Origin of the sequence: Undibacterium hunanense (assembly GCF_014284335.1) — a bacterium.
Taxonomy (GTDB): domain Bacteria; phylum Pseudomonadota; class Gammaproteobacteria; order Burkholderiales; family Burkholderiaceae_D; genus Undibacterium; species Undibacterium hunanense.
Genome location: NZ_JACOGF010000007.1, coordinates 207390 through 221167 on the forward strand (window position 1 = coordinate 207390; position 13778 = coordinate 221167).

Sequence of the window (13778 nt, forward strand, 5' to 3'; positions counted from 1 at the left end):
TCACCGACCCACGCTTTTGATTACACCAACCAGTGATCAAAGGCTTTTTTATTTGCAGGCCAGCACCAAAAACTTATTCGATTTATTAACTTTTTTGCGGTATGACCGCATCTGCCTGATCAGGCAGATCGTCTGGTTAATCCGCGCGGAGCCATAAGCATGACCGCCTTTGTATTTAATGAAATCAATTTCGACGACCACGAACAAGTCGTGTTCGCTTCTGAAGCCAAATCCGGCCTGAAAGCCATCATCGCAGTTCACAACACCAATCTTGGCCCGGCCATGGGTGGCTGCCGCATGTGGAATTATGCAGATGAAGCCGAAGCTGTACGTGATGTATTGCGCCTGTCGCGCGGCATGACCTACAAGAACGCAGTTGCCGGCCTGCCTATCGGTGGTGGCAAAAGCGTTATCATCGGCAACCCCAAAACTGACAAGACCCCTGCCCTGTTTGAAGCTCTGGGTGAGGCCCTGGAGCGTCTTGGCGGTCGTTATGTGACGGCAGAAGATGTCGGCACCAGCCCGGCCGACATGGCCAATGTTGCCAGCAAAACCAGCTACGTAGCCGGACTGGGTGACCGTGGTGATCCATCCCCTTACACTGCCCTGGGCTGCTTTGTTGGTGCCCAGGCTGCGGTAAAACACCATTTAAAACGTGACAGCTTTGATGGCCTGACCGTGGCACTGCAAGGTCTGGGTCATGTCGGTTATGACTATGCACGTCAGTTGAAAGAAGCCGGTGCCAGACTTATCGTGACGGATATCGATCAGGCTGCACTGAAACGCGCGCAGGAAGAGCTGGGCGCAGAAGTCGTCGCCATCGATGCCATCTATGATGTGGAAGCCGACATCTACGCACCATGCGCCCTCGGTGCCACCCTGAACCCGGACACACTGTCACGCCTGAAAGCCAGGATCGTTGCTGGTGGTGCCAACAACCAGTTGGCAACACCGGAGATGGGTGAAATCTGCCGTCAAAAGGGTATTTTGTATGCGCCTGACTTTGTCATCAATGCCGGTGGCATCATCAAGGTGTGCTATGAATATCTGAACACGCCGGAAGACGGCATGGTCGCCCACGTGCGCCGTATTGGTGACACCCTGGCAGAAGTATTTGCCCGCGCCGACGCAGAAGGCTTGCCAACCAGTGTCGTTGCCGATCGTATTGCGGAAGCGAAGTTCAAGAAATAGACCCATCAAAGTTGCAACCCCGGTTGCAAGCCCGTGCTGTTGAAATTAAAAGCCATCAGAACCATGTGTTGTGGTGGCTTTTTCAATTATGGGTACATACACAAATAGCATGTCTCTTTGTATCTCAATTTGCATCTTAATTTGTATCTCAATTTGTATCTCTCTCAATTACAGCAATCTGTATCTATTTCCTCCATCTTAAAAAGCTTATTCTGCCTGCTGACACAAAAACGGAGCAGAGCCATGACCGCGCTTTCAAATATACGCATGCTGACCCACTACAAGGCCTGGGCGGATGACAAGATGTTTTCCATGCTCAATGCCATACCAGAGGAAGAAGTCCTGCGCCCCCGGGCGACGCGCTTTGGCAATATGCTGCACACCATGAATCATGTCCACGTCATCGATGATGTGTTTCGTGCGCATCTGCTGGGGCAACAGCATGGCTATCAGGATCGCAATACGGCCAGTACACCGCCATTGCACGAATTGTGGGATGCCGTAAAAAATATGGATCAGTGGTACCGGGATTTTGCCCGGGATCTCAGCGAAGCTGATCTGGAACGCGTCATCCATTTCAATTTCATCGGTGGCGGCCAGGGCGTCATGAGCTGCCAGGAAATGTTGATGCATGTCGTCAATCATGCCACTTACCATCGCGGCTTCGTCGGCGACATGATGTACCAGGCAGGTGTCATGCCACAGTCCAGCGACCTTACCGTATTTGTCAGGGATGTGCTACGGGCCTGACGATTGTTTTGGTTCTGGCAAAAAACCGGGCAGTCTGCGAGGCACTTGAAACAGTCAGCTTTCGGGCTTACACTCACAGGCTTGTCCACTCCAACTTGTCAGACCATGACCATACTCACGACTGCACGCCTGCGCCTGGAACCATTTACTGACAGCCATTTTGAAGGTCTGTCGCGCATGAACAGTGAGCCTGAAGTCATGCGTTACATCACAGGCAAACCAGAAACGCCGGAAGAAACCCTGTCTGTCATAGAACGCGTCAAGGGACGCTGGGTAGAATTCGGCTTTTCGTGGTGGAGCTTCATCGAACTGGACACCAATGAAATCATCGGTGCCGGTTGCATACAATATCTGGGACGCGACCCGGCCAACCCACTGGAAATTGGATGGCGCCTGCGCAAGGATAAATGGAATATGGGCTATGCATCAGAAGCTGCACAGGCCATGGCAACATTTGCCTTTGAGACGGTCAAGGGTGATTCTTTATTTGCGGTCTGCCATCAGGAAAACCAGGCATCCGCCCACGTCATGAAAAAGCTGGGCATGCAGTACCGTGGCATAGAACGCTGGTATGACATGGATACGGCAGTATACGTGATGAGCCGTGAAGAGTGGCTGGCCCGCGCCTGACCTGTGGCACACAGGCAAAGCGCATAGATCGAATTAAATGCGTGAATTCAAGGCACAAACTTCAATTCACGAACTTCCATGCGAATTTCAGTGTGCAGATTTCAATATGCAGATCAGCCATCTACCGCAACGATGATGCGGTTACGACCGTTTTCCTTGGCCTGATACAAAGCCATGTCGCTGCGTGACAGCGACACATCAGCGTCAATATCGCTGGCCTGCATGACGGCAATGCCTATGCTGACGGTGACAGGAATAATTTGTCCATTCGCATTGACCGGCGTTTCGCGCATTTGCTTTTGTACCCTTTGTGCAAACACGGTCGCTTCCGACACATTCGCACCAGCCAGGACGACGGCAAATTCTTCGCCGCCCACACGGCCAGCGTAATCTGTCTTGCGCAATTCATCGTCCAGGATATGGGCAAAATGTCTGAGTACCAGATCGCCGACGGCATGACCATGGGTATCGTTGATGATTTTAAAATTGTCCAGATCACACATCAATACCGCAGATGCCTTACCGGCCCCACGCTGTATGCGGGCCAGTTCTTCTTCCATGCGGCCCATGAAACTGCGCCGGTTAGGAATTTGCGTCAGAAAATCGATGGTCGCCAGTTCCTGCAATTCCTGCTCTATGCGTTTGCGTTCTGTCACATCAGTGATGAAACCATGCCACAGAGTTTCGCCATCTGGCAAGCGACGTGGTCGCGCATCCATCTGACGCCAGCGCATGCCTTGCTGCGGCAGATTGACGCGGTATTCGTGATGCAAATGTTCCAGACGGCTTGACGATGTCAGGATAGCCGCCCGGTAAGCCGGAAAATCCTCAGCATGAATACGTGCATGAATCACGTCCACGCATTCCTTCATTTGTGCCGGCGTCAGTTCATAGATATCGCGTATGCCTTCGCTGACATAGGAAAAACACTCCTTGCCATCCGGCTGCATGCGGTACTGATAGGCAAGGCCTGGTACTTCATTGGTCAGGCAGGTCACCAGGTCAACGCTTTGTTGCAGACGCTCTGACAACGCGCGCATGGTGGTGATATCGGTCGTGGTGCCCAGCATGCGTAGGGGCTTGCCATCTTCTGCCCGGCTGACCACTTTGCCACGGCTGGATATCCATTTATAACTTCCATCCTTGCAGCGGACCCGGTGTTCGACGACATAACTTTCTGTCTTGCCTTCGAAATGCGCCTGCATGGTGTCCTGCACGTAGGCCCGGTCTTCCGGATGCAGGCGCGTATAACTGTCTTCTATGCGGTTGGATACTTCATTGTCGGCATAGCCGAGTATGGCTTTCCAGCCGGGTGAATAATGAATTTCGCCAGACTGGATATCCCGGTCCCAGATACCGGTTGCGCTGCCTTCTATCGCCAGTGCCATGCGCATCATATTGGCGTGACTTTTGCGCGAAATATCGTGTGCTACCTGTATTTTTTTCTGATCGGCACGGTATTCGGCGATGGTGGAGATCATGCCTGGAAGTTCGGACAGCACCTGCTCTGGCAACCGGGTGTATGCATGATCTGCCCGTTGCAGCAATATCAGTCCGCCCAGCAAGCTTTGCCCGGCACGGCGGACAGGCACACAGCCCATAAGGCATAGCTGTGGCGTAAGCATCGTGTTGTCCGGGCTGGTCTGTCGAAAAACGCTGGCCTCCAGCAAAACATCTGCCCCGACTATCTCTTCTGTCGACCTGCCCAGCATGGCGAATATGTCTTGCGCAGTTGACTGGGTGACAAGGCTGTTCAGTTCGTCCTGAGACAGACTGGCGGCAAACCATTCTGCAAGCCGGTCTTCATCAGCACCAGCCAATAACAGAATAGCCACACAACCCGCATAGTTCTGTTCCAGGCTGCCAATCAACTGTTGCAATAATTCATCATGGGGGACTTTGTGAGCGATTCCCGCCAGGATGAGGCGGTAAAGTGCCAGCACATGCTGGCTGTCACGCGGGTTGCCATTCTGGCTTTCAAACGAAGTATCCAAACTCATCAACCTCAGGCATCCTCTGGAGAAATACCCTGAACCAGCTTTAGTGACAAAGCAATAATCGCTTTGTCACATTCTGGCATGTCAGTGCATTTCATGAAGGCAACAGCTTGCTGCACCGTGCCTGTCAATCATATACCAAAGTCACTTTGCGTGATGCCTGTGTTCTATCTGCCTGCTACCAGCCTTGTTGCTTCAATGCCTCAATTTCAAAATCGCCATCATCAAGCAGTCGCTCCCATCCGGCAAACTTGCCCAAGCCCAGGGTTTTTGCCATCGATAGCAAGAGACTCTGCCCTGCCGCTGCGCGTTCCGGAATCAATTGATAGACAGGGTCTTTAAACGCTGCTGCCGGCGTGGTAAATGTCCAGCCCATGTCACGAAATTGTTGTATCACCTCACCCAGCCACATGGCATTGATGAGGTTATGGTGCATCAGTATGATTTGCGGAATATCGCGCCCCTGCAATTGCCAGGACAAAGCACGATAAGCTTCTGCGCGTTGTCGCACATGGGCAAGGTAAGCCAGCTTGATGGGGGTCACATCCGCTTGCGGATTTTTTTCCAGCACTGCTGTCAGTTTTTCATTTAAACGCCAGTCGCTGGTGTCCAGGCTGACATAGGCGTTCCTATAATTTTGCTGTTTTAAAAAACTGCGCATGCCATCACGTTTTTCTGGCGTATTGCCTTCACGCAAATAGGTATAGCGATACCATTTCTGATAACCGGACAAGCTGCTGATGATCTTGTCGCAGTCGAGTACTTCTTGCTGGTACTGGGCCAGACTGACTTTCTCGCTATGCAGATCAGGATGCGTCATGCTGTGGTTGCCTATCGCATGTCCGGCATCGGACCAGGCTTTGGCCAGCGCATAACCGGCAGGCTGATTCGCGCCATTGTCTCCCGTCACAAACAAGGCCGCCGATACACCATGTCTGGCCAGGGCATCCAGCATGGCTTGATTGCGTTGCTGAGGACTTAGCTTTGGTGTCTGCTCTAACTGGGGACCATCATCAAAAGTGAAAGCGACTGTCTGTGCATGGCAATTGCCAACAAAAAGCAGCAGTGCCGCTATGCAGCTGTAACTGAATGCGGAAAGATCGTGATGGAATATTTTCATTGTGATTCAGAAAGATGAAATGCGGGTCAAGACAATAGCATAACACCAGGCTTTTGCATGATGCGCTATAGCAATATCAGACTCTGCAATACCGGGCAAAATAATAAGCCGATGCAATCTCATGCAATTTCATGCAGTCAGCAGATAAATATTCCAATCTGACATCGGAGGCCTATAATTCTGCAAGCTCTGCCCGCGCTTCTGCGCTCCAGGATATGTGTCCGTCGTGTACATAGTGAACCGTAGTGAACAGTTGTGAACCGTTGTAAACATATCCTGCTTCCAACCTGAGAAGATATCAACATAAGGAGATATGAACATGAGTACCGTTACTGCACATGAACCTGGCGCATTTTGCTGGGTAGAACTTGCCACCAATGATCAAAAGGCCGCCAAGGCATTTTATGGTGAACTTTTCGGCTGGACTGCCAATGACCAGGACATGGGACCGGAAGGCGTGTACACCATTTTCCAGCGCAAGGGAAACGATGCCGCTGCCGCTTATACCCTGCATGCTGAACGTCAGGCCGGCATACCTCCACACTGGATGATTTATATATCCAGCGAGAACGCAGAAGCAACAGCAAAACACTGTGCCGAACTGGGTGGGGAAATCGTGATGCCTGCATTTGATGTGTATGATCTGGGCCGCATGGCAGTATTGAAAGACCCTGCCGGTGCGTTTCATAATATCTGGCAACCCGGCAAGAACACGGGTCTGGGCGTCCACAATGAACCTGGTGCCTTTTGCTGGGGACAGCTCAATACCAGCGATACGGCAAAGGCAGAAGCGTATTACACCGCCTTGTTTGGCTGGGGTGCAAGCACCGGTACAGGCGGTGGCATGACGTATACAGAATGGCAGCATAACGGCACACCCATAGGCGGCATGATGGCCTTGCCAGATGGCCTTATGGCACCGTCACACTGGCTGGCGTATTTCAGTGTGGAAGATTGTGATGCATCCGCCGCCAAAGCCCAGGCCCTGGGTGCTGCTACCTATGTCGCGCCCAGCGACATTCCCAATACTGGTCGCTTTGCGGTTCTGGCCGATCCGCAAGGTGCCGTTTTCGCGATTTATCAGCAAAGTTAAATGCCGGAATAAAGCCATCACAGCCCCGGCTTGCGTATTCAGCCTTGTTGCAAAAAACTGATTGCGCGTGCGACACCCAGCCTGGGGCTGGACAAAACTTGCCTGCCTATGCCAGACAATGTCTGTGCTGCAGATGCCATGGATGCCTGTGCCAATACGATGACATCGATATCGGCCGCATGCTTCTGCATCTGGTTTCTGACTGCCGTGCTGATCGCTTGCAGATAAGCGTCGCTGTCGCCTTGCAGGAAATATGCCCATGCATCACTGACCAGCAAATTGCTGATGCTGACAGGCTTGTCCAGTGCATGGGCTGATTCCATCAGTAATTCAGTGGTTGGCAACAAGGTGGTTTCCAGCGCTGCCACCAGCAAAATACGTGGGCCCAAGGCGACAGCACTGTCAGCCATGGCGCGATCTATTCTGGCTGTATGAAAATCTGCCTGCACTGACATGCGCTCTGCCACGCCACCTATGCCAGAACTCATTTCATAAATAGGGGTGAGATGCGTTTGTCTCATAACGCGGGCTGGCAAGGCGGACGAGGCAGTCAATAGCGAGTCTATTGACAACGAGTTCAACGCAGTCCAGTACGCGTTATGAGGCAAACCCTTCGGGAGCTGGCGATTCGGGCGCATTGCTTCGTTGCGCCGCTTGCTAAGGCACCAGCCTTAGCTGCGCGACGACGCCTTGCACTGCATCCCGAATCGCCTTGCTCGCACTCATCCCTATTTATGAAATGAGTTCTAGAGCATGTGCATACCACCAGACGTGCACCACTGGCCGCAGCCTCTTGCATCGCATGTTCAACATCCCTGACGACAGTTGCATCGGAAGCACCCAGTTGCTGGGCACTTGCCAGCAAGGGCGGTGCGACCTGATGATGCACCCTGAGTCCTGGTGCCAGTTCCTGCACCAGGGCTTCAAAGCTGTCCGCATGTACCGGCGAGGTATGTAAAAAAGCGAGCTCATGCTGCATGCGGTCGGTTTTCCGTCAATTGAGTTTTTTCATGTGGGCGACCAGCTGATCGAGTGCAGTTCCCCAACCCTGATGAAATCCCATGTCCATATGTTTCTGTTTGTCTTCTGCATTTTTATGCAGGACGACTGCCTTGTACTTTGTTCCCGCGTCATGGGCTTCAAATGTGATGATGGCAGTCATGAAAGCATTGCCGGTAGGGCGAAACCCGGGGCCAAGGGCATCGGTAAACACCAGTTTCTGACCATGAACGACTTCAAGATAGCAGCCGACATTGTCGTGATTGACGCCTTCGGGTGACTGCATGACTGTACGAAAGATACCGCCAGCTTTCAAATCAATTTCACAGTCTACTGTTTTCCAGGGGGCGGGCGTAAACCATTCGACCAGATGCGCGGGCGTGGTCCAGGCCGCCCAGACCAGTGATGGCGGGATATCGACGATACGTTCCAGTACCAGATCAAATTTGTTTTCTTCTTTGTTTTCCTCTGCAGTCACTTCAGACATCGCGATTCTCCTTCATTTTGTTTAAATATTCATCGAGTTGATTAAAGCGACTTTCCCAATCGCTGCGCTGCCGGGATAGCCAGAGTTCGGCTTCTTTTAAGGCCTGTGGTGCCAGTTGGTATGTCCTGACCCTGCCGTTTTTTTCCGACATCACCAGGCCGGAGTCTTCAAGTACCCGCAAATGCTGGGTAAATGATGGCAGTGCCATATCGAAATCCTGCGCCAGTTCGCTGACTGCCGCCGGTCCTTTACACAGACGTGCCAATACCGCGCGCCGGGTAGTGTCGCTCAGGGCAGAAAACAGTTGGTCTAGTTGCATAAATGTTGCCTGACAGTTGGCTGAAAATTGCACATGAGCGGCAGACATGCGCATCAATATAGCGCAGACTAATATAGCTCAAATCAATACTTAGGTAAATACCTTTGTATTAATTTACCTTATTGGGCAATTTTTTCTTCCGCCCGTACATGCCTGAGAATTTGATCAAAGGGTTCTTGCAGGTACTTATACCGGGGCGACAGGTAGATATAGACCGGCTTGGAAAACAGGTCTTGTAGAAAATAAGTGTCTGCCGCCTGATGACTGGCTTCAAGTATCTTGCGCGCCATGGAGCGGGTGATGATGCAGGCATCGCCCAATTTTCTTAACACCATGCTGGCGCAATCCTGTTCCGAATTGACGGCAATCATTTGTCCCGCGTCCTTGTGCAATGCAATGGCAGCATTACCACGTACATAAAATACTTTATGCCCGCTCAGGTCATTCATGGTTTTGACGATGAATGCCTTGTCATGGGTCAGCACGCTAAAGCTCAACTGCCCCAGAGCAGCAGGCACACGAACCGCCGTTGGTGCCATGTTTTGAAATTCTTCAAACCGGGGTAACTCTCCAGCAGTTTCACCATCCTGCAACATCTTGATGGCACGGCCGGATGGATAAGCCGCCAGGCTGCATACGAGTCCATATTGATAGCATACTTTTTCCAGCAAGCGCTTGCTATCGGCGAATGCTTCGCCAGCCTCACTGAGAGAGGACGTAAAATGCAATTCGCGTTCGCCAGTCTGCTGACGGGAAAACACGTCTGTAGAGGCGAAAAACAAAAACAGCAAGACAATTGCACGCACGATCAACGGCTTTCAAATGAAGCCTGGCACTTCGTCTGTTACAACAGGAATGAACAGAACGCATTTATGAACAGGAATGAAATGCGTTCCAAAGGACAAAGACGGAGATTGCGGAACCAGCTCAGTGGCAGTATTTAACAATACCAGTCGACTGACAAGCGCAACCTCAGATAGTGTTGCAAGACAGATGCAGACTGGTAATTTTGGCAAAGAAACTTATGGCTCTGACATATCAAATCCATCATTTTTCTGTGTACGGCTGTCATCAACATCCGCCGAAAAATCAAGACTGAGATGCTACCGAAGGTGCCCGCCTATGCGGTTTATGTCTATTACTTAACTTATGCCGCCTTTGCCAACTCTACCGGTTCTGCTGCCAGCGCCTCTGCCGTGCGCTCGGCATTGTAAAGTTCCAGATTCAGTAATCCCAGACGCTTGGCGACAATGGTTGGCACCAGGGCCTGGCCGGCCACATTGACTGCAGTACGCCCCATGTCGATGATGGGCTCCACCGCCAGCAGCAAGCCTACACCTTCAAGCGGCAAGCCAACAGTAGACAGGGTCAGCGTCAACATGACGGTTGCCCCCGTCGTGCCCGCGGTCGCGGTAGAGCCAAGTACTGACACCAGGGCGATCAGGCCCAATTGCGTGACATCGAGATGCAAGCCATAAAATTGCGCGATAAAAATCGCCGAAATCGCCGGATAAATCGAAGCGCAGCCATCCATCTTGGTGGTTGCGCCCAAGGGCACAGCGAAGGCTGCATATTCACGTGGCACGCCCAGATAACGTTCTGTGACACGCTCAGTCAGCGGCATGGTGCCCATGGATGAACGCGAAACAAATCCCAGTTGCACTGCTGGCCAGACACCACTGAAATACTGGCGCACTGACAAGCCATGGATGCGTATCAGCACAGGGTACACAATAAACAATACCAGCAACAGGCCGACATACACTGAAGCGCTGAAACTGGCGAGTGAACCCAGCGCATCCCAGCCATAACTGGCGACTGCATCACCCAGCAATGCCAGCGTGCCCAAGGGTGCCAGGCGAATAATCCACCACAGTATTTTCTGCACTACGCCACCGACTGCATCGACAAAACGCAACAAGGGTTCTGCACGGTCACCAATCTTGATTGCGGCAATACCCACGGCAATAGAAATCACCAGTAACTGCAAGACGTTAAAACCAAGCTGCGTGCTGGCAACTGCCTTCTCACCCACCAGTTTCACTGAACTGCTGGCTGTCATACCCAGAATATTCCCTGGCAGTATCTGATTTAAAAAGGCCCACCAGGAACCGGTCCTTGACGGCGCACCTGCCTTGGCTGCATCGACCACGGCACCGGCACCCGGGTTCGCCAGCAAGCCAATCGCCAGACCAATGGCAACGGCGATAAAGGCTGTAATGGCAAACCAGATCAGGGTTTGTGTCGCCAGTTGCGCCGCATTTTGCAAACGCCGCAGATTGGCGATACTGCTGACCACTGCAGTCAGAATCAGCGGTGGGATCATCAGTTTCAACAAGCCGACATAGGCATTACCGACCGCACCCAGAGCAACCTGCAGCCAGTTCGCTTCTGTTCCTTGTGTGCCCATGTTACGCGCCACCAGACCAACCAGTATCCCGGCGGCCAGACCGACTACGATTTGCGGCCCGAAAGATTTCCACCAGCGAGCACCATGTCCACTGGGCAATGCTGATACACCTGCCTTGTTATTTGAAGTTTGCATATCCTTATTCCCTATCCTCAGAAGCAACTATATTGATGCCTGTATCATGCACCAAAGTACGTGCTATTAGAACTCATTTCGTAATAGAAGGAAATGCGTTTACCTCATAAGCTGAGACCGGCAAAACAGATATGGCAAACCCTTGGTGAACTCACTGATTCGGGCGGATTGCTGCGGTATCCAGACCAGTAAGCTGTTTGTGTGTACCGCCATTTAAAAAACCTTCCATGAAACGGCGGCGCACCAGAAAATGATAGCTGAGCAGACAAAACAATGTCGTGAGCAGGATATTGCAAATCATTCTTGCTACAGCAGCCAGGGGACTGTGATACAGCAAAATACCAAATCCTATGGTTCCCAGCATGTGTACCAGATAGACCCAGTAAGAACTGTCGGCCATATAGGTGAGCACACGATTCTGACCTGGCAGATAGCGCAGGAATACACCAATCAGGGCAAAACTCCAGAGCCAGCTGACGCAATTGTATAAATATGCCATTACCCACTGCATGCCGTAGCTTACCGGTTCTGCGCCACCAACATGCTTGATCACGCCCAAAAACACGATGAACACTGGTAAGCCGGCAATCATGTAAAACCAGCTTTTGCGTGCAAAATTTTCCAGCAACTCGCTCTGATAGCGATAAAGAAAAATACCAAATGTGAAAAACAGACCGCTGTGTATCAACTCTGCCGGATGAGGCACGAACGAACCCAGCGGAGTAACAACACCACTGCGATAAAAACCACCCGCTACAGCCAGCGGCAAGGCCAGCAAGAATATACCCCACCAGTTCATGCCCAGTATTTTCCAGACTCTGGCAAAGCCCCCCTGCCACCCAGAGGGAATATGGACAGACAGACGCAGCAGCAAGGCATACGCCAGGCAATACAAAAACAGGTAATAGATGAACCACAAATGCAGCAACGATACCTGGGGCCGGTCCGGAATTTGCGGAATAACCGCGAAGTCCACACCTATCGTTCCATACGCATTCAAATGCGCATACACCGCCACCAGCAAACCCATGGCGATAGACAGCGCAGGCCAGAACAGCAAAAAAGGCCAAACCAGCTTGCGCACTCTTTGCCGCAACATGGCCGCAGTTCCACGCCGTGCAGCCAGCATGGCAACAAAGAAACCAGCCAGTATGAAAAACACCGGCATGCGAAACGCGTGGATAAAAATAATCAACAAATCTGCCAGCAAACTGGTCTGGCTGTCACGCCAGGGCGTAGGTGCCGGATTGACCATGTAATTGACCGACACATGCACCACGATGCCCAGCCACATCATGATGGCCCGGAGATTGTCGAGGGAATGCAGGCGCTGATTTGTATTCATATATTCCTGCTCTCAAGATTTGGAAGCTGCTACAAACGATACATCCAGTCGCTTTCCCTGTTCCTGGCATCGTTCAGCAATTGTTGTGGACTGCGACCCGAAATATCTTTGCAATCGCGGATCAGGTGAGATTGATCGGCATAACCCTGGGTGCTGGCATGCTCAGCCCAATTTGGCGTATGCCCCTGCCCCAGACCAAGCAAGACCTGGCTATGGCTGCGCTTGGCACGCCACAATCTGGACAAGCCCAATAAAGGTAAACCTGCTTCTTTTCTGGCCCGTCTTTGTACCTGACGCTCACCGACACCAAGCAAACTGCAACTCAGTCGCAGGCTCAGATTTTGCCCCATCTTGCGCAAGCGCGACCAGGGGTTGGCAAACAAAGGACTGGCATATTGCGCCACATGGCTTTCTATCAGTTGACACCGTTCTGCATCATCCCTGGCCAGGGCAACCGCTTCCAGCAAAGCCCGGCCCTGCAAATTCAAACTTGTCCGGGCATCGACAAAGAGATCTTGCACTATCGACAAATCCAGTTCAAACAAGGCATGAAAAGCATCCGCATAAAACACCGCCATAAAACTATGCCGTTCACCGATATTCCCGGAAATCCCATACTGACTCTGACATCCAGCCAGAAATATCTGTGGCAAACGCTGGTCACGTTCCGCTTTACCTTGCTGTACCAGAGCAAGTTCCCCTTCCAGCATCCAGGTAATACAACAAAAAGGCGAAGCGGGAAAATGATTCAACTGATCCGGCCCATCCAGACCACTACCACGGGTATCCCGCACCACATACATCAACACATGCTCAGCCACCTGCCCACTGGCCGGCCAGATATGAGTTTGCGCCTTGGTGCTTATGTCAGTCTTATGCATGATGTGGATACTACCCGCTTGATTGCAGTGTGTATTGTACGTTTACGACATTTTTTGGATTGTTTAAGGAAATTTGTATTTTATTTGTGAGCTTCTTAATGGATAGCCAATCAATTCGTACAGGACTGTAAAGGTGGGAATTGAGAAGAACGATGCGTGAAACGTGGTGAGGCTGTTGCTGTTGCTGTTGCTGTTGCTGTTGCTGTTGCTGTTGCTGTTGCTGTTGCTGTTGCTGTTGCTGTTGCTGTTGCTGTTGCTGTTGCTGTTGCTGTTGCTGTTGACTTTGTTTTTGTTTTTGTTTTTGTTTTTGTTTTTGTTTTTGTTTTTGTTTTTGTTTTTGTTTTTGTTTTTGTTTTTGTTTTTGTTTTTGTTTTTGTTTTTGTTTTTGTTTTTGTTTTTGTTTTTGTTTTTGTTTTTGTTT

General features: G+C 51.3%; 14 protein-coding genes. 4 read left to right on the plus strand and 10 right to left on the minus strand.

Annotated elements, in window-relative coordinates; translation table 11 throughout:
• Window positions 1–159 precede the first annotated feature (159 nt).
• The 3 genes from H8L32_RS15230 (at window position 160) to H8L32_RS15240 (ending at window position 2571) form a co-directional block, all read left to right on the plus strand.
• On the plus strand, window positions 160–1191 hold the full coding sequence (locus H8L32_RS15230) for a Glu/Leu/Phe/Val family dehydrogenase (protein WP_186948100.1): 1032 nt from the start codon (window positions 160–162) through the stop codon (window positions 1189–1191).
• 243 nt (window positions 1192–1434) lie between these two features.
• Window positions 1435–1941, plus strand: coding sequence for a DinB family protein (locus tag H8L32_RS15235; protein ID WP_186948101.1), 507 nt, complete (start codon window positions 1435–1437; stop codon window positions 1939–1941).
• Between the two features lie 105 nt (window positions 1942–2046).
• Complete coding sequence (locus tag H8L32_RS15240) at window positions 2047–2571, plus strand: GNAT family N-acetyltransferase (RefSeq protein ID WP_186948102.1); 525 nt, start codon at window positions 2047–2049, stop codon at window positions 2569–2571.
• 113 nt (window positions 2572–2684) lie between these two features.
• Here H8L32_RS15240 and H8L32_RS15245 read toward each other — a convergent pair whose 3' ends face one another.
• On the minus strand, window positions 2685–4571 hold the full coding sequence (locus H8L32_RS15245; RefSeq protein WP_230412238.1) for a sensor domain-containing diguanylate cyclase: 1887 nt from the start codon (window positions 4569–4571) through the stop codon (window positions 2685–2687).
• 175 nt (window positions 4572–4746) lie between these two features.
• Window positions 4747–5688 carry a polysaccharide deacetylase family protein gene (locus tag H8L32_RS15250; RefSeq protein WP_186948103.1) on the minus strand — a complete coding sequence of 314 codons (942 nt, stop codon included), beginning with the start codon at window positions 5686–5688 and terminating at the stop codon, window positions 4747–4749.
• Window positions 5689–6007: 319 nt separating this feature from the next.
• On the opposite strand from H8L32_RS15250, the gene H8L32_RS15255 reads away from it, so the two are divergent.
• Entirely contained in the window at window positions 6008–6781 is a 774-nt protein-coding gene (locus H8L32_RS15255) for a VOC family protein (protein WP_186948104.1), read from the plus strand.
• A gap of 38 nt (window positions 6782–6819) precedes the next feature.
• Here the strand turns inward: H8L32_RS15255 and H8L32_RS15260 are convergent, their stop codons facing one another.
• The 8 genes from H8L32_RS15260 to H8L32_RS15295 all read right to left on the minus strand — a co-directional run.
• Complete coding sequence (locus tag H8L32_RS15260) at window positions 6820–7269, minus strand: hypothetical protein (protein WP_222619372.1); 450 nt, start codon at window positions 7267–7269, stop codon at window positions 6820–6822.
• A 506-nt stretch (window positions 7270–7775) separates the two neighbouring features.
• On the minus strand, window positions 7776–8267 hold the full coding sequence (locus H8L32_RS15265) for an SRPBCC family protein (protein ID WP_222619373.1): 492 nt from the start codon (window positions 8265–8267) through the stop codon (window positions 7776–7778).
• The gene (locus H8L32_RS15270; RefSeq protein ID WP_186948106.1) at window positions 8260–8586 is read right to left on the minus strand and encodes an ArsR/SmtB family transcription factor; all 327 of its coding nucleotides are present in this window, start codon (window positions 8584–8586) and stop codon (window positions 8260–8262) included. The genes H8L32_RS15265 and H8L32_RS15270 overlap by 8 nt, the downstream gene beginning before the upstream one ends.
• A 119-nt stretch (window positions 8587–8705) precedes the next feature.
• Window positions 8706–9392, minus strand: a complete 687-nt coding sequence (locus H8L32_RS28165) for a transporter substrate-binding domain-containing protein (RefSeq protein ID WP_186948107.1) — start codon at window positions 9390–9392, stop codon at window positions 8706–8708.
• Between the two features lie 341 nt (window positions 9393–9733).
• Window positions 9734–11131 (minus strand): dicarboxylate/amino acid:cation symporter, encoded by a 1398-nt coding sequence (locus H8L32_RS15280; protein WP_186948108.1) that lies wholly within the window; start codon window positions 11129–11131, stop codon window positions 9734–9736.
• A gap of 151 nt (window positions 11132–11282) precedes the next feature.
• A complete protein-coding gene (locus H8L32_RS15285) occupies window positions 11283–12476 on the minus strand; it encodes an acyltransferase family protein (RefSeq protein ID WP_186948109.1) in 1194 nt (397 codons plus the stop codon).
• A gap of 29 nt (window positions 12477–12505) precedes the next feature.
• Complete coding sequence (locus tag H8L32_RS15290; RefSeq protein WP_186948110.1) at window positions 12506–13357, minus strand: helix-turn-helix domain-containing protein; 852 nt, start codon at window positions 13355–13357, stop codon at window positions 12506–12508.
• Window positions 13358–13367: 10 nt separating this feature from the next.
• Window positions 13368–13778, minus strand: a 411-nt coding sequence (locus H8L32_RS15295; RefSeq protein WP_186948111.1) for a hypothetical protein, incomplete at its 5' end; no start/stop codon positions are given.

Excerpts from the sequence above, each read along its gene's own strand:
- H8L32_RS15230 (WP_186948100.1), top strand. The coding sequence starts at position 160 with ATGACCGCCTTTGTATTTAATGAAATCAATTTCGACGACCACGAACAA.
- H8L32_RS15235 (WP_186948101.1), top strand. The coding sequence starts at position 1,435 with ATGACCGCGCTTTCAAATATACGCATGCTGACCCACTACAAGGCCTGG.
- H8L32_RS15240 (WP_186948102.1), top strand. The coding sequence starts at position 2,047 with ATGACCATACTCACGACTGCACGCCTGCGCCTGGAACCATTTACTGAC.
- H8L32_RS15245 (WP_230412238.1), bottom strand. The coding sequence starts at position 4,571 with ATGAGTTTGGATACTTCGTTTGAAAGCCAGAATGGCAACCCGCGTGAC.
- H8L32_RS15250 (WP_186948103.1), bottom strand. The coding sequence starts at position 5,688 with ATGAAAATATTCCATCACGATCTTTCCGCATTCAGTTACAGCTGCATA.
- H8L32_RS15255 (WP_186948104.1), top strand. The coding sequence starts at position 6,008 with ATGAGTACCGTTACTGCACATGAACCTGGCGCATTTTGCTGGGTAGAA.
- H8L32_RS15260 (WP_222619372.1), bottom strand. The coding sequence starts at position 7,269 with ATGAGTTCTGGCATAGGTGGCGTGGCAGAGCGCATGTCAGTGCAGGCA.
- H8L32_RS15265 (WP_222619373.1), bottom strand. The coding sequence starts at position 8,267 with ATGTCTGAAGTGACTGCAGAGGAAAACAAAGAAGAAAACAAATTTGAT.
- H8L32_RS15270 (WP_186948106.1), bottom strand. The coding sequence starts at position 8,586 with ATGCAACTAGACCAACTGTTTTCTGCCCTGAGCGACACTACCCGGCGC.
- H8L32_RS15280 (WP_186948108.1), bottom strand. The coding sequence starts at position 11,131 with ATGCAAACTTCAAATAACAAGGCAGGTGTATCAGCATTGCCCAGTGGA.
- H8L32_RS15285 (WP_186948109.1), bottom strand. The coding sequence starts at position 12,476 with ATGAATACAAATCAGCGCCTGCATTCCCTCGACAATCTCCGGGCCATC.
- H8L32_RS15290 (WP_186948110.1), bottom strand. The coding sequence starts at position 13,357 with ATGCATAAGACTGACATAAGCACCAAGGCGCAAACTCATATCTGGCCG.